We start from the raw sequence: 22,354 nt of genomic DNA, 5'->3' as shown, positions 1-22,354 counted from the left end.
ATTAATCAATCGATTGATTAAGATTATGCCTGATTTGCGCAAACGTCGAGTCATCGCCGGGGATATTTTATGCGCCACGTCACAAAAGCTGCTACACTCCGCTCCTTCGCGACATTGTGGTTTTTGTCCTTCTATTCGTTATATCTCCCTGAAAACTACACCTGTGATGGTCGGGGCGGTTCGGAGTTTTTATGTCTTTTGATTCCCTTGGTCTGAACCTGGAAATTCTGCGCGCCATCGCAGAGCAGGGCTACGTTGAGCCAACCCCTATTCAGCAGCAGGCTATCCCGGCCGTTTTGCAGGGCCGTGACCTGATGGCAAGCGCGCAGACCGGTACTGGTAAGACCGCGGGCTTTACCCTGCCGCTGCTGGAGCTGCTGGTAAAAAACCAGCCACACGCCAAAGGCCGTCGTCCGGTGCGTGCGCTGATCCTCACCCCAACCCGCGAGCTGGCGGCCCAGATTGGTGAGAACGTGCGTGAATACAGCCGCTATCTCAACATTCGTTCGCTGGTAGTTTTCGGCGGGGTAAGCATTAACCCGCAGATGATGAAGCTGCGCGGCGGCGTCGACGTGCTGGTGGCAACCCCGGGGCGTCTGCTGGATCTCGAACACCAGAACGCGGTGAAGCTCGATAACATCGAAATTCTGGTGCTGGACGAAGCCGACCGTATGCTCGACATGGGCTTCATCCACGACATTCGCCGCGTGCTGGCGAAGCTGCCGACGCGTCGTCAGAACCTGCTCTTCTCCGCGACCTTCTCCGACGAGATCAAGGCGCTGGCGGAAAAGCTGCTGCATAACCCGCTGGAAGTGGAAGTCGCGCGCCGCAACACCGCCTCCGAGCAGGTGACGCAGCACGTGCACTTTGTAGATAAGAAGCGCAAGCGGGAACTGCTCTCCCAGATGATCGGCCAGGGCAACTGGCAGCAGGTGCTGGTCTTTACCCGCACCAAGCACGGCGCCAATCACCTGGCGGAACAGCTGAATAAAGATGGCATCCGCAGCGCGGCCATTCACGGCAACAAGAGCCAGGGCGCGCGTACCCGCGCGCTGGCAGACTTCAAGTCCGGCGACATACGCGTGCTGGTGGCAACCGACATCGCCGCACGCGGTCTGGATATCGAAGAGCTGCCGCACGTGGTGAACTACGAGCTGCCAAACGTGCCGGAAGATTACGTTCACCGTATCGGCCGTACCGGACGCGCGGCGGCAACCGGGGAAGCGCTCTCTCTGGTTTGCGTGGATGAGCACAAGCTGCTGCGCGACATCGAACGCCTGCTGAAGAAAGAGATCCCGCGCATTGAAACCCCGGGCTATGAAGTTGACCCGTCAATCAAAGCCGAGCCAATTCAGAACGGTCGTCAGGGTGGCGGGCGCGGTCAAGGCGGCGGTGGTCGCGGTCAGCAGCCGCGTCGTGCCGAAGGCGGCGCGCCGAAATCTTCGGGCAAACCGCCGCGTCGTAATAACGACAGCAAACCGGCCGGTGAAAACCCATGGCGTAGCGGCGAAGGGAAACCGGCAGGCGAGGGGCAGCGCCGACGCCGCCCGCGTAAGCCTGCTAACCCGCAGTAATCTGGAAGCCCGGTCGTAAAGCCGGGCTTTTCTTTTTGCGGCAGCGGAGAGAAAGTGCCACAATAGTGGCTGTTTATACAGTATTTCAGGTTTTCCGATGGCTTTAACCGCTGCGCTCAAGGCGCAAATTGGCGCATGGTATAAGGCGCTACAACAGCAGATCCCCGATTTTATCCCCCGAGCCCCGCAGCGGCAGATGATTGCCGACGTGGCAAAAACGCTCGCCGGGGACGACGGGCGACATCTGGCGATTGAAGCCCCGACCGGCGTCGGGAAAACCCTGTCGTATCTTATTCCCGGCATTGCCATCGCGCGGGAAGAAGATAAAACGCTGGTGGTCAGTACCGCTAACGTGGCCTTGCAGGATCAGATCTTCAGCAAAGATTTGCCGCTGCTGCGCAAAATTATCCCCGATTTACGGTTTACCGCCGCCTTTGGTCGCGGGCGCTACGTCTGTCCGCGCAATCTGGCGGCACTGGCCAGCAGTGAACCCTCCCAACAGGATCTGCTCGCGTTTCTTGATGACGAGCTGACGCCAAACAACAAGGCGGAGCAGGAGCAGTGCGCAAAGCTGAAGGCCGATCTCGACGGCTACAAGTGGGACGGCCTGCGGGATCACACCAACCAGGCGATCGGCGACGACCTGTGGCGCAGGCTCAGCACCGATAAAGCAAGCTGCCTGAACCGTAACTGTCACTACTATCGCGAGTGCCCGTTCTTTGTCGCCCGGCGTGAGATTCAGGAAGCGGAGGTGGTTGTCGCCAACCACGCGCTGGTCATGGCTGCACTGGAGAGTGAAGCGGTCCTGCCGGAGCCCAAAAACCTGCTGCTGGTGCTCGATGAAGGTCATCATCTGCCCGACGTGGCGCGAGATGCGCTGGAGATGAGCGCGGAAATTACCGCCCCGTGGTTTCGCCTGCAACTGGATCTGTTCTGCAAACTGGTGGCAACCTGCATGGAGCAGTTCCGCCCGAAAACCACGCCGCCGCTGGCGGTTCCGGAGCGGTTGAGCGAGCACTGTGAAGAGGTGTACGGCCTCATCGCCTCGCTGAATAACATCTTTAACCTGTATCTCCCCGCCACCCAGGAGGCGGAACACCGCTTTGCGATGGGTGAGTTGCCGCAGGAAGTGATGGAGATTTGCCAGCAGCTGGCGAAGCACCTGGAAAAGCTGCGCGGGCTGGCGGAGATGTTCTTAAACGATCTCAGCGAGAAAACCGGTACTCACGACGTGGTGCGTTTGCACCGCATTCTGCTGCAAATGAATCGTGCGCTGGGGATGTTTGAAGCGCAGAGCAAACTCTGGCGGCTGGCTTCGATGGCGCAGGCGTCCGGCGCGCCGGTGACTAAGTGGGCCACCCGCGAAGTACGAGACGGGCAGGGACATCTCTTCTTCCACTGCGTGGGCATCCGCGTGGCCGATCAGCTGGAAAAGCTGATCTGGCGCAGCGTTCCGCACGTGGTAGTGACGTCAGCGACTCTGCGTTCCCTGAACAGCTTCTCAAGGTTGCAGGAGATGAGCGGCCTGAAAGAGAATGCGGGCGACCGCTTTGTGGCCCTGGACTCGCCGTTCAACCACTGTGAGCAGGGAAAGCTGGTCATTCCGCGCATGAATTATGAGCCGCTTATCGATAACGAAGAGCAGCATATTGCGGAAATGGCGGCCTATTTCCGCGAGCAGGTTGAGAGTAAAAAATACCCCGGTATGTTGGTGCTGTTTGCCAGCGGTCGGGCGATGCAACGCTTCCTGGAGCACGTCACCGATCTGCGCTTACTCCTGCTGGTGCAGGGCGATCAGCCGCGCTATCGGCTGGTGGAAACCCACCGTAAACGCATTGATAACGGCGAGCGCAGCGTGCTGGTGGGGTTACAGTCCTTTGCGGAAGGGCTTGATTTGAAAGGCGACTACCTGACGCAGGTGCATATCCATAAAATCGCCTTCCCGCCCATCGACAGCCCGGTGGTGATCACCGAAGGCGAATGGCTGAAAAGCCTTAACCGTTATCCGTTTGAAGTGCAAAGCCTGCCTGCAGCGTCGTTTAACCTGATTCAGCAGGTCGGGCGCTTGATCCGTAGCCACGGCTGCTGGGGCGAGGTGGTGATTTATGACAAACGACTGCTCACCAAAAACTACGGCCAGCGGCTGCTGAATGCGCTGCCGATCTTCCCGATTGAGCAGCCGGACGTGCCGGAAGTAAAAAAACGCCCGACAAAACTGGCTGCCGGGCGTCGAAAAAGCTTCCGTGCTAAGGGGCGCGGTCCTACTGGTAAGTGAAGGTCACCTGGATCACGCTGCTGAACGTGCCGGCAGAGATGGGCATCGAGGTGGCGTAATAGCGTGCGGCCAGCGGGAACGTGGCCGTGTGGTCTGACGGGTTTATGGCAGCGTTAAAGGCGGCCTGCGGGGCAATCAGTATCTTGTCCTGACGATCTGCCAGCTCCAGTGCCAGCCCCTTTGCGCTACCGAGATTGGCAAATTTGGTGGGATGGGTGCTGTCGGCCTGACCGTAGAAAAAGGCGGTGGCAAGCGCCAGCGTGGCCGGGCAGTGCGACACCGAAAGGGAAAAGTCCTTCCACTCGCCGGTATCGCCCACGTCTTTAAAACTACCCGATGCCGCCTGGCCTAAGTCCACCGTCAGGTTGCGGCTGGCACTGTCAATGACGCACGTGTTGGCGTAAATGTTACCCGTCATCTGGATCTGTATATCATCGGCGTGGGCCTGGGCGATCAGCCCCAGCGCGAGAATCAATGCGGTTTTTTTCATGACGTTCACTTATAAGCGAGGGTGATGGTTGCCACAGTATTGGCTGGCCCGGGGGTGACTACATTGCTGACCTGCTCGTAGCGAACCTCAAACGGGATCACCAGCGTTTCGTTGGCTACGGCCTGATTTTGGGTACTTACATAGGTACCGAAGGTGGCGAGATGGTCATCAAATAGCATTCTTACTCCGACGCCTGTAGCCATGCCGGTCTGCTGCGTGAGTTTGATCACCCCCTCAAATGCTGTGTCATATCCATTCGCGCTGGTGATTTTTAGCTCAGGCTGTACGGTTGTGTCACAGTTGACGGTGATATTAAATTTTTGAGCAGGGCTGGATAAAAAACCTACGCTGATGAAATCACTGACGGGAAAATCGCCCAAATTAACGGTGAGATTTTTCGGTAAAACGGAGCAGGTGACCTGATGAAGAATAACATTACCTGCATAGGCGATGTGGTTAGGGTTGCCGATCCCTTCATGGCCGAAAACGCCAATGCCAAATTCGGTTTGAGACTGCACCAGCGTACCGGATGTCACGGTGTCACTCGTTTTAACCAGCTCAAGCGTTATTTCAAAGCTAAAAGTCTGTGTTCCATCGGTAGAGACGTAGCCGACAGGCGTTCCACGTGAATCGCACTGCACGCCGCCAGCGCCGCTAATTCGCTGCCCGTGATCATTCATCAATGCTACGCCAATCCCCGGCACGCCGGATTCGTATACCCCCCTGAGCCCTGGCATTTCCGCTCCGGTGCCGTAGTAGCAGGAGACAATCTCCAGGCCGCTGTCGGTACTCTGATCGCAATGCCCGGCAACATGAACGCTCTGCTCTGTACCCGGGATAGTTGCGCCAACTGCCAGCGTCGTCGGGACAGAAATGGATGCCACGTTGATCATTTTGGGGAGATCCGGCGTGGTGCAGGTCGCCTTCGCATGCGGCATGAATAACGCAGCGGTTCCCAGAATCAGTAAGAAAAAGCACTGTTTAATCATTTGCATAATGTTTTGCCTTTAGGGGAGATCAGTGACACCGCGCGGCAGCGTTAATGATGCTGGTTTTCGCTTTCTCATCCGTGAGCACATAGTCAGCGACGCAATGCTCGTTTGCCTCCTGTCCCAGGAAACGCGGAGATGCCCTTGCTGTGGCAGACCGGAGAGATAGGTCTGGCCATCATTCCCGACGATAAATTCGCTGTCCTTGTCCTCGGTGGTAACCGTTGCGCCGAACGGCAGCGGTTTACCGTTTTGCGTGAGCGTCATCAGGACGCGATTGCCCACGCGCGTCGTGAAGCTGGCGCGCACAATGGCTCCGCGGGTTGGCGTCACAATTTGTGCCGCATGGGTGACGTCGGCGTCCTCCGGTAGCGTTTCCGTATCCAGCGCAATAGTGTTGTGGCGATACGCGGTGACGAACGGTACGACGGTGTAGCCGCGGAAGTCGGTTTCAACGCCGGTCTGGTTAGTGATATGCGTGCCGTGCGTACCCGGGGCTTTCACGAGCGCAATGGTCTCACCGAGCGGCTGGCTCAGCGTGATGCCGTTTGCATGGGCAATCACGCCTCCCTGCAAGCCGACGTTCAGTGTTTGCTGATATTTATCCTGACTGACGCCACCGCTCACTTCACCGTATGTCGCTTTGTAGTCGGCGTTAACGCTGGTGGAGTTACCGCTGCCGGTGCTGCTCAGCCCCTCCTGGAGATTCCAGTTCAGGTTGTCTTCTTTCAGGGCCGTACCGTTCAGGCCGATGTTCTGCGTGGTGCCATCTTTCGTGTTGTTCAGGTTGTACGTGGCCCAGGTGTTATGCATCCAGCGATCCAGCGGAACCGAAACGCTCAGCGAGAACTGGTTGTCGTTCGTCACCGCATTACCGTCCAGATCGCTGTCGTGAGTGTTTTTATTCATGCTGTAGCTAAGGCTGTAGCTAACGCCGTGCCAGCTGTTGTTGTAGCTGACGCTCATGGAGGTCATGTCCTGATTCTGGCTCCAGTAGGTTTCCTTCACCATGCTCAGCGTGACCGATCCCCAGCCTTCTGGTAGCGTCTGGTCGATGGTGGCTTCGGTACGGGCGCGGCGCTGCTGTGGCGCAGACCAGTTGTCGGCGCGGGTATACGACTCCATGGTGTCGTCCAGGGTGTAAAACCCCTTGCTGTTGTAGCGATAGCCCGCAAGCGAAAAGTTGGTGCCTGAACCGGCGAAATCTTTGCTGTAGCGTACGCGCCACGATTTGCCTGTGCTGGACTGCTGTTTTTTCAGCAGGGCTCTGGCGCGAGTCACGTCAATGGAGAACGCCCCTAAATCGCCCATGTTTTTCCCGGCGCCTATCGCCTGCGACTGATAATGACTGCTCTGCTGTACGCCGCCGTAGGCCGTGAAGCCGTGGGGTAAACCATAGATGGCGCTCCCCTGAGCAAACGGGGTCTTTTCAACATCTTTGTCATAAGAACGATAACGCCCGGCAGTTACGCTGTAGCGCAGGTTTTTTTCACGCTGCAATACCGGAACGGAGGCAAACGGCACCACGAAATGACTTTCGCTGCCGTCAGTTTCTTTCACCGTGACCTGGAGGTCGCCGCTGCTGCCGGTGGGGTAGAGATCGTTAATTTCGAAGGCCCCCGGCGCGACCGTGTTCTGATAAATCACGTACCCGTTCTGGCGCACCATCACCAGCGCGTTGCTGTGGGCGGTGCCACGAATAATAGGCGCATAGCCTTTTTCGCTGTCGGGAAGCATGTCGTTATCGGATTTCAGCTCCACGCCGGTGTAAGGGACACTGTCAAAAACATCAGCAGGTGATGAGCTCTGGCCAACGGTGATATCGCTTTTCATCGCCACAATATCGCGTTGCGCATAGGTATAAACGGAGGTGAATTTCTGTTCCTCCTCATTGCCTGTGGTGCTGCGATTCCAGGTGGAATAGTTGCGAAGGCGCCATGCGCCAACGTTTAAACCCGGACGCAGGTTCACGTACTGGCTACTGCTATCCTCTTCACCCTGCTGGCGCGCATGGCTCTGGCTGGCGTTGACGCTGTAATTAAGCAGGCCCGCGTTGATCCCTTCGTCAAACTCTTTCGGGTCGATGTAACCGCGTGGCACCTGTCCGAGCGCCTTTTGCGGAATGCTCAGCAGCAGCTGCTGGTTGCGAACGTGAAAGATTGCAGATGAAGCAGGGATGACACCTAGATCGGCACACTGGCCTTTGGCCATGAGCTGAGGAAACTTTTGGGTCTTGATACCGAGGCTTTTTAATTCACCCATGCTAAAGCAAGGTTGTAACGTGTCGTTGCCCTGCGAATCTTTCTCAAGCGTAAAGGTCACGTTGCGGGTATCAATTTTATTATTATTGATAAACACCGCGACCTCATATTTCCCCGGTGCCTGTCCGGGACCTTTTTCATAGACGGACAGATCGGTTTTACCCTGCTGGGGATTATCAATATCCAGCAGGGCGGGGTTAAAATAATCATCAGCCATAACCTGCTGCGCAAAGATGGCTATTGCCAGGCCACAGAGAATGACCAGCAATGAAGACATTCGGCAGGTGAACGGCTTTTTGTGGCTGTACATGATTATTTTATTACCGGAACAATTAATGAACGGATTTCGACCAAGAATGGCTGATGCTGCCGTAATCATTAATAATGGAATACGTCACGTTTGAGCCCCCGACATTACCCGGTATGGCAAAATGTGTTTCTGATTTCGGAACAGCCCAGGTCGCTTTTGTGACTTTCTGACCGTTAAGCGTGACGGTCTGGAAATTCATATAGAAAGGCGTAGGGTTATTCACCACCAGGTCGTTACCTTCGCGATGCCATTCAAGCTTATCCGCCACATCTTCTGGTCGGCCTTTTACCGCGGACGGGCGATACAGCAATTTAATGCGGGTATTAATGGCAATTTGCAGCGTATTTACTCCCTCAACGTGTTTTGAGGAAGGGATCGCTTTGATATTCAACCAGTACAGAGATTCCCTGTCTTCCGGTAAATTTCCGCCCGTGCGTACCACGCGCAGAACGTTATCTTCTTTTGCATCCAGACGGAAAAGCGGCGGGGTGATCAGGAATGGGGCTTTGGCCGGGTTTTTACCGCCGGAATCGACCCAGGACTGTACCAGATAATCCGTCGTATCCGGGTTTGACAGGCCAAGAGATGATTCCTTTTTATCTCCCTGATAGACCAGCCGGGTACCATTAATCACGACACCCGCATGTGCAGAGGCTGCTATCAGTAAAAGAGTGCTCAATAAATAACCGTGGCGCATAAAGATTTCTCAATAAATAGAAGAGATATTAATGCCCGCAAAAGCATTAATATCTCAGGATTGATAAGATCAGTTATAAATAACGGTGAAAGTCGATACAGAGTTGGCAGGGCCTGCGGTAATGGCGGCCTGAGTTTGAATATAACGCGCACCGAATTCCAGGTCGTTAACTGCCGTGCCGGAGGCTAAAGGATATTGCTGCGAAGGCGTATACAGAGTGACAGGCTGCCCGGAAGCATCCATCAACTGAATCGCTACACCGGTTGCCGCATCGGTATCTGGCGTTAATGCCAGCGCGGCATTATTATCCGCATCCGGGGTACCACCGAAGTTAATCGCAGCCGAGGTCACTGTTTCCGGACAATTGGTTAACTTAATATCAAACTTCGTTGATGTGCTGGTAGAGCCTGCGCCGGTAAATACCGTTTTAGACACCTTACCCAACTGAACGTTTAATGGATTACTTAATCCATTCACGACCTGGCAAGCAGAATCGATAATTTCACCGGTGAAATTAATCTGGCCTTCACCGTTAGTTGCCGCAAATGCGGATGCAGAACATCCCACCGTTGCGGCGATAAAAAAACCTAATGCAACCTTGTTCATAGTTAATCCTGATGTGATTCTGGTAAAAGCGTTGCCTGGACGTTTTTACCGTTGACCCTTAATGATTTTTCGATGTTTATTTAATCAAAAAAAGGGTCGCTGCGGATCTTTTGTCCCAATCACAAATAATGTAAATAGTGCTTGAGTTTAATTTTTTTATATGAAAACAGCAGGTTGATAATGATCACAAAACACTATCGGGTCTGTGTTCATCGGGCTATATTGTTAACAAGATAATGCAGTCAGGAGAAATGTCGTGGATTACCGCAAAATTATCAAAGAGGTAGGGCGTGGGAAAAACCACGCTCGCGATCTGGACCAGGAAACAGCCCGCGCGATGTACACGCATATGCTGAATGGCGACGTGCCGGAACTGGAAATGGGCGGCATTTTGATTGCGCTGCGTATTAAAGGGGAAGGTGAGGCGGAGATGCGCGGCTTTTATGAGGCCATGCAGTCGCAGACCATGCGCTTAACCCCGCCCGTCACGAAGCCGATGCCAATTGTGATCCCGACCTACAACGGCGCGCGTAAGCAGGCAAACCTCACGCCGCTGCTGGCTATTCTGTTGCAGAAACTCGGTTTCCCGGTAGTAGTGCATGGCGTGAGCGAAGATCCGACGCGCGTGCTGACAGAAACCATCCTGGCGTTGTTAGGTATTGAACCGACCCTCCATGCCGGTCAGGCACAGGCAAAGCTGGAGGGGAATCAGCCGGTCTATATCCCCGTTAGCGCGCTCTGCCCACCGCTGGAAAAGCAGCTGGACATGCGCTGGCGCATGGGCGTACGTAACAGCGCTCACACCCTGGCGAAGCTGGCGACGCCGTTTGCCGAAGACGCCGCGCTGCGTCTTTCCAGCGTCTCCCATCCGGAATACGTGACGCGAGTCGGGCAATTCTTTGCCGAAATCGGTGGACGCGCGCTGCTGATGCACGGGACAGAAGGCGAGGTTTACGCCAACCCGCAGCGTTGTCCACAGCTGATGCTGATTGAGCCCGCCGGGACGCGGGTCGTTGTCGAACGTGGGGAAGAGAACAGAGATGCGATCCTGCCTGAGTCGAAAGATCCGCAGGTCACCGCGCGCTGGATTGTGCAGTGTCTGGCCGGGAAGGTGCCGGTTCCGCAGTCAATCAAGCTGCAACTGGCCTGCTGCCTGCTGGCTGCAGGGGAAGTCGAGTCCGTGGAAGCCGGGTTGCAGCGCGTGGCGCAGTCATTTTAAGCAAAAAAAAGCCCGTCCAGTGGCGGACGGGCAAACAAGGGTAACAACAACAGGGTCAATGAGGGTTGGAGCATCTCACCAGAGGGTATGGCGAGGGTGGAGCATAATTTGTTCGATTACTTGTAGATAACCGCAGTACCGCTCAGTTTGTTATTACCGTTAGTGGAAGTGATGGTGTATCCACTTGCGCCCGCGGCGGCAGCTTTTTCAGCCAGTTTTGCTTCCAGACCGTCCAGCGTGGTCGCGCCTTCAGCACTCACCACACCGATTTTGTTCAGATCCTGTGCCTGAGTAGAGGAGACTGGCTCTACAGCGAAAGCGCCGAAAGACAGAGCGGACAGGGCAACAGCGGCAACAGCATATTTGATGGTTTTCATAGGTCAATTCTCGCAGGTTATTCTGTTAAGGGGACGATGTTCCGTCGATGTGATAAGTATCACGCTTTTTAGCGGAAGATAAAATCGAAGAGAATTGACGTGGTTGGTCAAAAAAATTGAATGACAAATAACTTATTGATTATTAATAAAATCAGAAGCGCAATTGACACTTCTTGCGGATACGCTTTACAGACACAATCAGAAGGGCACGTTTTGCTACGCGCTTCGCTGAAAGTCGTGAGCGTAAAGTAAACTGTTGGTGCGGTTAACTACGGTAAAGGAAAGTCAACGTAACTGGCTGTCTTTCGATCCTCTACGATTATATCCTGAATGTGAAGCATTTTTTGAATCTTTCTCCTGCTGACAGGTGATGCAAAGCCGTACTCCGGGAATGGCTTTACGTCGTGCCTCAGGAATGGGATCCCCGCACTCTTCGCATTCCGTCAAACTTTCGCCGCGCGGAATTTCACCGCGAGCACGCGCAACCGCATCTTCAATGGTACTGTTGATCTGTTCGTTAACGGCGTCGTCATTCGCCCAGCCGGAAGCCATGATGTTCTCCTGAAAGGGTCAAGTCATGCATTTTAATATGGGGTGAAAAAACGCACAGTCAAGGCGCAGGCAGAGAGAACTGCATCTGCCGGGCAGATGCAGTTTGGAAGGCGGTAAGTTATTTATAGATAGTCGCGGTACCGTACATATGGTTATCGCCACCGGCGGCGTTCACCACGAAGCCTTTAGCGCCTTCCTGACGGGCTTTTTCGGCCAGCTTGTCCTGAAGGTCATCAAGGTTGCTTGCCCGGCTGACAGAGACCGTCCCGGCCGCGCGTAGCTGGCTGGTGTCGGTACTGTCGGTCAGAGGTTGAACGGACAAGGCAGAGAATGATGCGCCTGCCAGCGCACCCGCAATAATAAAGGTCAGATACTTTTTCATAATCACATCCTCAGGGGAAACAACAGGTGATTCCTGTTAAGTTTAGAAGCCTGAGGCGTGTGATTTAGCGCAAAAATTTGATGATGATCTGCTTATTTTTTGAACGATAAATTCTGACAATTTGTTGACAGATCATAGACATACAGGTCGCTGATTTTTGTCGTTTTTTTGTGCGACTCAGACAGATATTTACCCCCGCGCCGTCACAGGGTATCTTACGCGGCTGTTTAAAGGAGAATGCCATGACTTCCCACAAGCCGGGATTGCACCCGCGTAACCGCCACCGTAGCCGCTACGATATGAAAGCCCTGTGTCTGAGCTGCCCTGAATTGCAGAGTTTTATCGTTCAGACACCAGCCGGTGAACCGTCGGTAAACTTTGCCGATCCGCTGGCGGTTAAAACGCTGAACAAAGCGCTGCTGGCCCATTTTTATGGTGTGACGCACTGGGACATCCCTGATGGCTTTCTCTGCCCGCCGGTCCCGGGCCGTGCGGATTACGTCCATCATCTTGCCGATCTGCTGGCGGATGACCACGATGGCGTAGTGCCGAAACAGGCTACCGTCCTTGATATCGGTACGGGCGCGAACCTGATCTACCCCCTGATAGGCGCACATGAGTACCAGTGGCGATTTACCGGCAGCGAGATCGGTGATGAGGCCTTCGCCAGCGCGCAGGCCATTATCAACGCTAACCCGGGGTTAAGCCGGGCCGTTCGTCTGCGTCGTCAGAAGGATGCCGCTGCTATTTTCAACGGCATAATTCATAAGAACGAACAATATGATGCCACCCTGTGCAACCCGCCATTCCACGACTCCGCCGCGTCCGCGCGTGCGGGAAGTGAACGCAAGCGGCGTAACCTGGGCCAGGCCGAAGATGGCGCGCTGAACTTTGGCGGCCAGCAGCAGGAGCTGTGGTGCGAGGGCGGGGAAGTAGCCTTTATTCTGCGCATGATTGCCGAGAGTAAAGGCTTCGGTCGTCAGGTGAAATGGTTTACCACGCTGGTCTCTCGTGGCGATAACCTGCCGCCGCTTTACCGCGCGCTGACCGACGTCGGGGCGGTGAAAGTGGTTAAAAAAGAGATGGCGCAGGGTCAGAAGCAGAGCCGCTTTATTGCCTGGTCCTTTATGGACGATAACAAACGTCGCAAATAATCGTTTCTCGGGCCGGGAAAGGCGAAGCCGCCACCCGGCTCGGTTACAGCGTCGGCTCCTGCGGAGGGAGCGGCGAAGCGGGCGGCGACAATACCTGATACGTCTGCACCGGCGCTCTCACGTTCGCCAGATCGAAGTGTTTTTTCACCATGCTGTCCAGGGCGAAGCGCACCGTCCACTGCTTAAGCGGCTGGGTGGTGAACGACACGCGCAGGGTAAAGGCAGTGTTCGTCAGCCCGACGATGCCCGCAAACGACGGCTCACCAATTACCAGCCCGCGAATATCCTCCATCTCCATCAGTTCGCTCACCGCATCCCGCAGCGCCTGTTTCGCCTTATCTGCATCTTCGTGACGATCGACATCATAATTCGCCACCACCGAACCAATGCCGCGCACAAAGTTGGCAAAGGTGGTGATCGATGACCACGGAATAATGTGGTACGCCCCGGTATCCTGACGTACGCCGACGGAGCGAATGGACATCCTCTCCACCGTGCCGGTGAGCGGTCCGATGGTCACCAGATCCCCGGTGTTCATCCCGTTCTCAAACTGGATAAAAATGCCGGTGATAATATCCTTCACCAGCGTCTGCGAACCAAAGGAGATCGCCAGTCCCAGGGCACCGGCACCCGCCAGCAGTGGGGCGATATTTACGCCGATTTCCGACAACACAATCATGATGGTAATGGTGCTAATGATCACCGCCAGCGCGTTGCGGAACAGCGTCAGCAGTGTGCGGGCGCGGGCGCTTGGCAGGGGCCTGCCGTGGACATCCGACACCAGACGGTTTTCGATAAGGCTTGCCAGCAGCGTCCAGCCGACGGCGGAGAAGAACAAGATCAGCGCGATACGAATAAGAATATCGACGGTCTTTTCCCCGGCGCCGTTATGCAGCCAGTTCCAGAAATCAAACAGTCCCCACGCATTCAGCAGCAGCATAATTGCCACGCAGACCGTCAAAATACGCGCCACCTTCAGCGACACCGATGTCCAGCCATTTACCCGTTTTTGCAGCTCGGGGTAATTACGCTGAACCTGCGGCGACAGGGTGATCGTCTTCGACAGCCAGCGGGAGAGCAGGCCAGAAACAAAGGCCGCGATGCCGATAATCGCCAGGCTTTTGAACGTCGCCCCCATCATAAATTTCAGGCTGTTGCCCGGATCGAACAGCGAGAAGAAACACAGCACAATAAAATAGGCGCTGGCCAGCCAGTGCCACACCAGCGCAAAGGCGCGAATAAAGAGGCTGAAAAAGGAGAGGGAGCGATCGGCCAGGTGAAGCAGACTGTCGGTGATCGCTTTTTTATTGTGGAAGATGAGGTACAGCGCCCAGACGGTAATACAGAGCATGATCAGCACGTTCGCCAGGGCCCCGAACTGCACGTTAACCTGGTTGGAAATAATCGGGACGGCAACCAGCAGGCCATAGCCGATCAACCCGCTCAGCACGCTGAGCCGAACCGCCCAGTATTTGGCGCTCCGATCCGAAATGGCGAACGGGCGAAGTTCCGGCACGCGCGGACAGAATATTAACCGCAGGAGCGCCTTAAAGAACTCGATCAGGGCAAAGGCGTTCAGGAACAGCCCCTGCTGAAAGGCGATGGTTTTGTTCCCGGTATTAAGACGGTCGGCCAGCATCTGGCCGACAAACAGCGTCAGCGCCAGCAGCAGCAAATCGATGATAAAGGCCCCGGTAATCATTGCCGGAAGATGCAGCCAGCTGCTTTTATGCTGATTCTTTTTACGTCCCCAGTGGCCCATCTTCCGGTAAAGCGGCCAGACAGACAGGCGCAACAGCCAGTAAAAAATGAATACCGCGGCGGCCAGAATAGAAAACTGGGTCGCGGCTGCAGAAAAGGTGTGGGGATTAAAAGGCTTATGCGAGGTGCCAACAAGGTTGCGATAGAGCTGGGCAAAACGCGACGACAGGGCTTCCCCGTAGCGGCGACTGATATCGGTGACGTTTTCCAGTACCGTCTTTTCGTCTTCGACTTCCGGCGGCGCGATAGTCGGAACCGGATCCTGAGGCGGTGTGGCGGCCACTTTCCTCAGCTGATCGATAAGCTCCTGCCGGGACGTGTCGTTCTCAAGCACGTCGGCAAGTGCGCTGTAAGCGGCTTTTTTCTTTTCAGCGTCGGGTTCTGGCGGCGCATTTTGCTGGGTGGCGGTGGCTCCGGTGGTGACGCCGGGAATGGTTACAGCAAGTGATGGCGCGCTAAACAGGGTAAACAGTAGCAACAGGATCCACGGCACGGCGTCCTCCGACAAAAATATCGTGCAAAATGATAAGTATAGAGCGCGCGGAGCGGAGGGGAGTTTTTGGGAACAATCCGGCCTAAAAAAGCCGGGCATGCCCGGCTCTGTGTATGGCTATCAGGAGACGTGTTGCAGGAACTCCTGGAGGCGTTGGCTAGGTGGGTTCGCAATCAGCGCCTGCGGATTACCGTCTTCCGCGATGCGGCCCTTATCAATGAAGATCAGACGGGACGCCACTTTTTCGGCAAAGCCGATTTCGTGGGTAACGATCACCATCGTCATGCCTTCTTCTGCCAGATCCTGCATCACTTTCAGCACCTCGTGACGCAGCTCCGGGTCGAGTGCGGAGGTTGGCTCATCAAACAGCATCATCTTTGGCTTCACCGCAAGCGCACGGGCAATGGCCACGCGCTGCTGCTGGCCACCGGACAGCTCGGAAGGATAGTGGTGGGCACGCTCCGCCAGACCCACTTTCGCCAGCAGATCTTTTGCCAGCGTTTCTGCCGCCGCTTTGCTGGCCCCACGCACGCGCAAAGGACCGAACATCACGTTTTCCAGCGCCGTCAGGTGCGGGAACAGGTAGAACTGCTGGAACACCATGCCCGCTTCCTGGCGGATCAGGCGCTCGTCCACTTTCGGATCGTTCACCTTCAGACCATCGACGATCAAATCGCCGCTGGTGATCTCCTCGAGCTTGTTAATGCAGCGCAGCAGGGTGGATTTTCCGGAACCCGACGGCCCGATGATCACCACCACTTCACCCTGCCTGATGTTCAAATCGATATTGTGCAGCACCTGGGTTGGACCAAAGTGCTTGAAAACATTTTTAAATTCAATCACAGGATTTTCATCCTTCTTTCAAGACGACGCAGAACAAAGCTCAGGACAAGCGTGATAATCAGGTAGACAACGGCGACCGCACTCCAGATTTCCAGGGCGCGGAAGTTACCCGCGATGATCTCCTGGCCCTGACGGGTCAGCTCGGCCACGCCGATAACAATAAACAGCGAGGTGTCTTTAATGCTGATGATCCACTGGTTGCCCAGCGGCGGCAGCATGCGGCGCAGCGCCAGCGGCAGGATCACGTGACGGATCGTTTCGCGACGGGAAAGACCTAACGCCAGGCCAGCTTCGCTGAAGCCTTTATGAATCGACAGCACCGCACCGCGGGTGATTTCCGCAATGTAGGCGCCGGAGTTGATCATAATGGTGACGACAGCTGCGCTGAACGGGTCAATGCGCAGATCGTTGAAGGCCATCGGCAGGGCGAAGTAGATAAACATGACCTGCACCACAATGGGGGTGCCGCGGATCACTTCGATGAAAACCAGCGCGATGTGGTTTGCAATCCAGCCGCCGTAGGTGCGGGCGAAACCGGCCACCAGACCGATAATTAACCCGCCAACCAGACCGAGGACCGAAATCCACAAGGTCATTTTAGCGCCTTCAAGCAAGAGAGGAATGGCAGGCCAGATGGCGCTCCAGTCAAACTGCATGATGTATTCCTGTATACCGTGGTGAAAAACGAAAAACGTAGGCCCGGTAAGCGGTAGCGCCACCGGGCGTTACAAACCTGAAGTCAGGTGAAATTATTTAGGCTCGGTACCGAACCATTTTTTGTAGATTTCGTTATAGGTGCCGTTCTCTTTCAGGGTTTTCAGCGCGCCGTTAACTTTATTACGCAGGTCGTCGCTGCCTTTCGGGAACGCAATACCGTACTGCTGAGCTTCCAGAGAATCACCTACCGCTTTGAACTTGCCGTTACCGGCGGTTTTGATGAAGTAAAGGATGTTAGGCGTGTCGTGCAGCACCGCGTCTGCGCGGTTGGTGCCCAGTTCCATGTAAGCGTTGTCGATGTTCGGGAACTGACGCAGGTCTTTGGTTTTGATATTGGCTTTCGCGTAATCAACGGAACCGGTGCCGCTCTTCACGGCGACCACTTTACCGTCGAGATCTTTCACGCTTTTCACGTCGTTGTTATCCGCTTTCACCATCACCAGCAGGCCGCTTTTGTAGTAGCCATCAGAGAAATCGATAGCTTTTTTACGCTCTTCGGTAATGGTGATGCCCGCCAGCGCCAGGTCAACGTTTTTGGTTTGCAGTGCCGGGATAATGCCGCTGAAATCCATTGGCTTCAGGGTGTAATCCAGTTTGAGTTCTTTTGCGACAGCGGCCCACAGATCAACGTCAAAACCAACGTATTTATCACCCTGTTTGAATTCAAACGGTACGAACGCCGTGTCAGTCGCCACAACCAGTTTGTCGGCAGCCTGCGAGGACACCGCAAACGCCAGGGTAAGTGCAGCCAGTGAAACTTTTAATACAGACTTCATAGCATTTCCTTTTATATCCACGGGGCGATCCCCTGCGAGAACCTCAGGCACAATGAAAAAATCGTGCCAGTTTTACAAGCTGTTGTTTTGCAAAGGGGATAATGTCACGCATTGCACAAAAAGCGTGGCAATTCTGTCAGGTTGCACCGGAATGGAGCACCGTTTTGGTGCGCTTCGTTAAGGTCTTCTGACAGGGGGATATTTAGCGCAGAATCTGACGAAAAAACAATCTTCCGTTAACGGTTGTGTGAGGTGATTATTACATTTTATTCACTTTTGCGGCCGTTGCGGACAAAAGTGTGCACCATAAATGTGCAAAACCCCCGCCAGGGGCGAGGGTTATTCAGACAATCAGCAGGGATTATTCGATGTTTGACTCAATGAACCACAGGAACTGATCCAGGTCGCGTGACGCGGCAGTGAAGATATCAGCGGTGTCTTCATCTTTTGCTTCGCCAATCGCTTTACGAACATCATTCGCGACAATCGCATAACGGTCCGCCAGCTCTTTCAGGTGATCCTGAACGGTATGGATATCCAGCGGATAGCTTTTCAGTGGCGTTTTGCTGTTGATCACCTGCGTGGTACCCAGAGCCACACCGCCCAGCTGTACGGCGCGTTCGGCCATGGTATCCAGATGAGTCACCAGTGCTGTGCGGAAGCCATCCAGCATTTCATGAACGGCAATAAAGTTTGCACCGCGCATATTCCAGTGGGCCTGTTTGGTGATCAGCGAAAGATCGATGAACTGGACCACCTGGCGATTCAGCAGCTCAATGGTCGCTTTTTTATCGCTATCCGATACATCGTTACGGGTATAAAGCAGATTAGACGCTTTCGTTTTCACCAGTTTAGCGGTACTCATAATCTCATATCCTCTTGATGTTTGTGTCCCAGGTAATTACGGGATTAAGTATAGCACCGGATTTTTTCTCTGCGGTTTGGCGCTGCCTATCGGTTTAATAGCGAAAGGATGGTTGAAGTTTTAACTTAATGATTTTAAAGTTTTTTATATAAATTGATGCAGATCAATCTTAATTCGTTAAGTGACAAGGCGGGCAGGTGAAATATTTTGGCAATATAAGAGAGTTTGTAAGAAATTATTTGAAGGGCTGACGAGACCTATATTCTGCATGGCCGGTAAGCCATGCAGAATTTAAGGACTAGTTGAGGTCAATCTTATGTACTTTTGGTTCCGGGCGCATGGTCAATGTAGAGCCCATTGACGCCGCGATAATGGAACAGAGCGCCAGCGTCTGCACCAGTGTCAGGGTTTCGCCGAGGAACATCATTCCAGAGATTGCAGCCAGCGCGGGCTCCATGCTCATGAGCGTACCAAAAATACGCGTAGGCAGACGCGTCAGGGCGATCATCTCCAGAGAGTAGGGCAGCGCCGTGGAAAGAATAGCGACCGCCAGCCCAACCGGCAGGATTGACCACTGCCATATTGAGTCCGTTGCTTGTGCCATGCCGATCGGGACAAAGATAACCGCGGCAATCAGCGAGCCTAAGGCGACCGTCGCGGGGCCGTGCTCTTCGCCCGCACGCTGACCAGTGAGAATATACACCGCCCAGCACGCCCCTGCGCCCAGCGCCAGAGCGGCCCCTGTCAAATCGATTTGTGAAACGCTTTGGCCGAGCGGCAGCAGGAACCATAGCCCCAGCACGGCCAGTATGACCCAGATAAAGTCTACCGGGCGACGAGAAGAAAAGAGGGCAACCGCCAGCGGGCCGGTAAATTCAAGCGCGACCGCGATCCCCAGCGGGATAGTCTGAATAGAGAGGTAGAACATGTAGTTCATCCCTCCCAGCGCCAGCCCATAAAAAAGCAGAGGCAGTCGCTGCTCCTTTTTAAACCGTAGCCGCCAGGGTTTAAAGACAACCACGAGGATCAGGGTGCCTAATGCGATACGCAGCGCCGTGACGCCGGGCGCACCAATCAGCGGAAACAGCGATTTTGCCAGCGACGCGCCGCTTTGTATGGACATCATCGCGATAAGTATGACTGCCACCGGCATCCAGACCGACGATTTACGAGGTAAACCTGGCATCCTTTCTCCTGTCAATTTTTGTCAAAAGAGGTAAAAGTCGCAGTGTAATGGAAATAACCTGCAACGGTTGAGCTACTGTTGAAAAAAAATCCAGGGAAAATCCGTAAAATGAGAAAACGTTGCTGATTTTATCGCCTGAAAGATTAGGAATAATCTGGATGAACTAAATGGCGATGACGCGCACTATTAGCATTTACAGGTGAAAATCTGGAGTTATTTGAACGAGATAGCTGATGCTGGAAATGTTCTGTTACAGGAAAGGTCGCATTAGACATCGTGAATGACAAAGAGTTTCACAGATTTTTTTGATATATTTAAAACTTACGGACTTACTTGAAGCACATTTGAGGTGGTTATGAAAAAAATTGCATGTCTTTCAGCACTGGCAGCTGTTCTGGCTGTTTCCGCAGGTACCGCTGTAGCGGCAACTTCAACTGTAACTGGTGGTTACGCTCAGAGCGATATGCAGGGCGTGATGAACAAAACCAACGGTTTCAACCTGAAGTACCGTTACGAGCAAGACAACAACCCGCTGGGTGTGATCGGTTCTTTCACTTACACCGAGAAAGATCGTACTGAAAATGGCTCTTACAATAAAGGTCAGTACTACGGCATCACCGCGGGTCCTGCTTACCGCCTGAATGACTGGGCAAGCATCTACGGTGTTGTAGGTGTGGGCTACGGTAAATTCCAGCAGACCGAAAACCAGGGTCTGAACCGTACTGCAAGCAACAGCGACTACGGTTTCTCCTATGGCGCAGGTATGCAGTTCAACCCAATCGAAAACGTTGCTCTGGACTTCTCCTATGAGCAGAGCCGTATCCGCAACGTTGACGTTGGCACCTGGATCGCGGGCGTAGGTTACCGCTTCTAATCACTTCGGTGAGCCAGTAAAAAATCCGCCCAATGTGGCGGATTTTTTTTGTTTGTACCCTCTCCCCGTGGGAGAGGGCCAGGGTGAGGGCATCAGCCTGCACGAGACGGCAGAGATCACTTACTCTTAATATCGAAAATATCCGTCCCAAGATGGTTATAGTCAACTTTCTGTAACCTGAAGTTGGTAATGTAAACTGGCGGGCCCTTCTTCCCGGAGATAAACGGGTAATCATTTTTTATCTCTTTCGCCTTAATCCCCGTCCACTGTGAGAAGAATTTCAGGAAATCGTTCGCGGAACGGCGCGCTTTGATGATGCGATGCGTTTTGTCATCACTCGACAGCACCATAAACGGTACCTGGAAGTTCTGCTGAAACTTGTCATCGTGGGCCAGATACTGCACCTCTTTACCGCGCTCCTTAAACGCCAGACCGTGGTCAGAGAAATAGACCATCGAGAAGCTATCGCCGCTGTTGCGCAGCTGCGCGTACAGCTTGCTGAGCAGATCGTCGGTTTGCGTCATGGTGTACAGATAACACGAGGTCTCTTTGGATTGCACAAACTCCGCATATTTTCCCCCGGTACGATCGCATGCCTGCGGGTGTGACCCCATCAGGTGCAGGACGATCAGCTGCGGCTGGGTGCGCTGAGTGGCAAAGACCTGCGCGGTCATTTTTAGCAACGCTTCATCTTTTGTGTTTTTATCGGCTTCGAAATCACCGCTTTTCAGGAACTGTACCTCGTCGGCACGCTTCGCGATGCTGGCAATGGCGGTATCATACTCGCCGATCTGCCCCTGGTTGGAGAACCACCACGTCTGAAAACCTGCCCGGTTGGCCAGGGTGACAAAATTATCCTGAAACTGCGGTTTTCCATCCACGACACGGTTGAGCGTCAGACCGAGAGATTTCTGCGTCGAACCGCTGGCCGCCACGTAATCGGTAAACAGCGTACCGTTGACGGAGCTGGCAAACGGCGTGTTATCCCAGTGACCGCCAAACGCGCCGAGCGCATCGCGACGCGCGCTTTCACCGATCACCACTACATAGGTGTGATACTTCGGTTTCACCGCCAGCACGTTCCAGGTGTCTTTCATGGTGGAAAGCTCGGCCATACGCGCCTGCTCGTCGAGCACTTCCTCGTTATTCACTACCACGTCTTTAACGAAGCGAAACACCGGATACCCGGTATCTTTAAGCTTAAACACGCCGCCCCAGGCCAGATTTTGTACCGGCGCAACAAAAAACGTCACTACGCTAAAGGCCAGGCACAGGCTTTCAATTTTACCCCATGTTTTTTTCCCGACCTGCTTACGGCGAACCGCAATCACGCCGAGAGCAAAAATGAAAAGGCCAACCACGTAGTTGTACCACGGGAAGATCGTCAGGATCTCTGTAGACTCTTCCATATTGGTGGAGTGGAGCGCCAGCAGGGTATTAAAGTTCGGCGCGCCATAGGCCTGGCCGAACGGGAAATAGGCGGCAGCCACCAGAGAACAGATCCCGATAAGCACTTTCTGCATGCGCGGTGCGCTTCGCCATAGCAGGTGAAGAATGCAGGTGAACCCGACGGCATAAAGCAGGCTAAAGGGGTAGCCAAGAGCAAAGTTAATCAACAGCGATTGCAAAAAATAGAATCCCGTCCACGGGCTTAGGGCCCGGCTGCGGGTAACAAGTGTATCAATCAGGGTTACGTTCATAGATCACTATCACGAAAACGCCATGTGCTCACCCTGGCGTCAAGGGTCAAAGCCTGCCGGACAGTGCGTGGAAAGGGAATGGAGGTCCGCTTCAGCGAGCCGCAAATTGTGCAGGGCTGCAAGAAGATAGTGCGAGCGTGAATTAAGGTCAACAGTTGCTAAACAGATGTTTTGCGAAGGGGGCTGCAAATCCGCAAAAATAATCAGGAAAAAGCGAGTTTACAACGAAAGTGTGACAGGAAAATGAAGCGGC

General features: G+C 54.2%; 19 protein-coding genes and 1 pseudogene. 5 read left to right on the top strand and 15 right to left on the bottom strand.

From position 1 onward, the window contains the following. The first annotated feature begins 191 nt into the window (after window positions 1–191). Window positions 192–1,574, top strand: coding sequence for an ATP-dependent RNA helicase RhlE (gene rhlE / locus L350_RS13140; protein WP_032624613.1), 1,383 nt, complete (start codon window positions 192–194; stop codon window positions 1,572–1,574). Window positions 1,575–1,671: 97 nt separating this feature from the next. Next, entirely contained in the window at window positions 1,672–3,849 is a 2,178-nt protein-coding gene (gene dinG, locus L350_RS13145) for an ATP-dependent DNA helicase DinG (RefSeq protein ID WP_032624612.1), read from the top strand. Here the strand turns inward: dinG and L350_RS13150 are convergent. The 5 genes and pseudogenes from L350_RS13150 to L350_RS13170 all read right to left on the bottom strand — a co-directional run bounded on the left by L350_RS13150 (window position 3,836) and on the right by L350_RS13170 (window position 9,202). Then, the gene (locus tag L350_RS13150; RefSeq protein WP_023299643.1) at window positions 3,836–4,339 is read right to left on the bottom strand and encodes a fimbrial protein; all 504 of its coding nucleotides are present in this window, start codon (window positions 4,337–4,339) and stop codon (window positions 3,836–3,838) included. The genes dinG and L350_RS13150 overlap by 14 nt on opposite strands. A gap of 5 nt (window positions 4,340–4,344) precedes the next feature. Next, window positions 4,345–5,334 (bottom strand): fimbrial protein, encoded by a 990-nt coding sequence (locus L350_RS13155; protein ID WP_022647513.1) that lies wholly within the window; start codon window positions 5,332–5,334, stop codon window positions 4,345–4,347. A 22-nt stretch (window positions 5,335–5,356) separates the two neighbouring features. Further along, window positions 5,357–7,899, bottom strand: a pseudogene (locus L350_RS13160) (fimbria/pilus outer membrane usher protein). A 22-nt stretch (window positions 7,900–7,921) separates the two neighbouring features. Next, on the bottom strand, window positions 7,922–8,596 hold the full coding sequence (locus tag L350_RS13165; RefSeq protein ID WP_022647515.1) for a fimbrial biogenesis chaperone: 675 nt from the start codon (window positions 8,594–8,596) through the stop codon (window positions 7,922–7,924). A gap of 69 nt (window positions 8,597–8,665) precedes the next feature. After that, window positions 8,666–9,202, bottom strand: a complete 537-nt coding sequence (locus tag L350_RS13170) for a fimbrial protein (RefSeq protein ID WP_022647516.1) — start codon at window positions 9,200–9,202, stop codon at window positions 8,666–8,668. A gap of 256 nt (window positions 9,203–9,458) precedes the next feature. Between L350_RS13170 and ybiB the strand changes: the two genes are divergently transcribed. Further along, on the top strand, window positions 9,459–10,421 hold the full coding sequence (ybiB, locus tag L350_RS13175) for a DNA-binding protein YbiB (protein WP_032624610.1): 963 nt from the start codon (window positions 9,459–9,461) through the stop codon (window positions 10,419–10,421). Between the two features lie 116 nt (window positions 10,422–10,537). On the opposite strand, the gene ybiJ is transcribed toward ybiB, so the two are convergent. The 3 genes from ybiJ to mcbA form a co-directional block, all read right to left on the bottom strand. Further along, window positions 10,538–10,798 carry a DUF1471 family protein YbiJ gene (gene ybiJ, locus L350_RS13180; protein WP_003858474.1) on the bottom strand — a complete coding sequence of 87 codons (261 nt, stop codon included), beginning with the start codon at window positions 10,796–10,798 and terminating at the stop codon, window positions 10,538–10,540. A 285-nt stretch (window positions 10,799–11,083) separates the two neighbouring features. Continuing rightward, a complete protein-coding gene (locus L350_RS13185; protein WP_022647518.1) occupies window positions 11,084–11,350 on the bottom strand; it encodes a DksA/TraR family C4-type zinc finger protein in 267 nt (88 codons plus the stop codon). A 118-nt stretch (window positions 11,351–11,468) separates the two neighbouring features. Continuing rightward, window positions 11,469–11,732 carry a DUF1471 family periplasmic protein McbA gene (mcbA, locus tag L350_RS13190; RefSeq protein WP_022647519.1) on the bottom strand — a complete coding sequence of 88 codons (264 nt, stop codon included), beginning with the start codon at window positions 11,730–11,732 and terminating at the stop codon, window positions 11,469–11,471. Window positions 11,733–11,974: 242 nt separating this feature from the next. Here mcbA and rlmF point away from each other — a divergent pair, with 242 nt between their 5' ends. Continuing rightward, window positions 11,975–12,886, top strand: a complete 912-nt coding sequence (rlmF, locus tag L350_RS13195) for a 23S rRNA (adenine(1618)-N(6))-methyltransferase RlmF (RefSeq protein WP_032624608.1) — start codon at window positions 11,975–11,977, stop codon at window positions 12,884–12,886. Between the two features lie 43 nt (window positions 12,887–12,929). Here rlmF and ybiO read toward each other — a convergent pair whose 3' ends face one another. The 6 genes from ybiO to rhtA form a co-directional block, all read right to left on the bottom strand. After that, the gene (gene ybiO / locus L350_RS13200; protein WP_022647521.1) at window positions 12,930–15,140 is read right to left on the bottom strand and encodes a mechanosensitive channel protein; all 2,211 of its coding nucleotides are present in this window, start codon (window positions 15,138–15,140) and stop codon (window positions 12,930–12,932) included. Between the two features lie 120 nt (window positions 15,141–15,260). Further along, the gene (gene glnQ / locus L350_RS13205) at window positions 15,261–15,983 is read right to left on the bottom strand and encodes a glutamine ABC transporter ATP-binding protein GlnQ (protein WP_032624607.1); all 723 of its coding nucleotides are present in this window, start codon (window positions 15,981–15,983) and stop codon (window positions 15,261–15,263) included. Beyond that, window positions 15,980–16,639, bottom strand: coding sequence for a glutamine ABC transporter permease GlnP (gene glnP / locus L350_RS13210; RefSeq protein WP_010428919.1), 660 nt, complete (start codon window positions 16,637–16,639; stop codon window positions 15,980–15,982). Before glnP ends, glnQ begins: the two co-directional genes overlap by 4 nt. Window positions 16,640–16,732: 93 nt before the next feature. Beyond that, entirely contained in the window at window positions 16,733–17,476 is a 744-nt protein-coding gene (glnH, locus tag L350_RS13215; RefSeq protein ID WP_003858455.1) for a glutamine ABC transporter substrate-binding protein GlnH, read from the bottom strand. A 361-nt stretch (window positions 17,477–17,837) separates the two neighbouring features. Then, window positions 17,838–18,341 carry a DNA starvation/stationary phase protection protein Dps gene (dps, locus tag L350_RS13220; RefSeq protein ID WP_000100801.1) on the bottom strand — a complete coding sequence of 168 codons (504 nt, stop codon included), beginning with the start codon at window positions 18,339–18,341 and terminating at the stop codon, window positions 17,838–17,840. A gap of 298 nt (window positions 18,342–18,639) precedes the next feature. Next, the gene (gene rhtA / locus L350_RS13225) at window positions 18,640–19,527 is read right to left on the bottom strand and encodes a threonine/homoserine exporter RhtA (protein WP_023305742.1); all 888 of its coding nucleotides are present in this window, start codon (window positions 19,525–19,527) and stop codon (window positions 18,640–18,642) included. Window positions 19,528–19,882: 355 nt separating this feature from the next. Here rhtA and ompX point away from each other — a divergent pair, with 355 nt between their 5' ends. Then, on the top strand, window positions 19,883–20,401 hold the full coding sequence (gene ompX / locus L350_RS13230; RefSeq protein ID WP_003858450.1) for an outer membrane protein OmpX: 519 nt from the start codon (window positions 19,883–19,885) through the stop codon (window positions 20,399–20,401). A 116-nt stretch (window positions 20,402–20,517) separates the two neighbouring features. Here the strand turns inward: ompX and L350_RS13235 are convergent, their stop codons facing one another. Beyond that, window positions 20,518–22,101: a phosphoethanolamine transferase gene (locus L350_RS13235; RefSeq protein ID WP_022647524.1), complete on the bottom strand. Its 1,584-nt coding sequence runs from the start codon at window positions 22,099–22,101 to the stop codon at window positions 20,518–20,520. Window positions 22,102–22,354: the final 253 nt, after the last annotated feature.

This window comes from Enterobacter sp. MGH 4 (genome assembly GCF_000534735.1).
GTDB lineage: Bacteria > Pseudomonadota > Gammaproteobacteria > Enterobacterales > Enterobacteriaceae > Enterobacter > Enterobacter intestinihominis.
The sequence above is the reverse complement of the archived record's forward strand: the minus strand, read 5'-3'. Positions and strand labels throughout refer to the sequence as shown.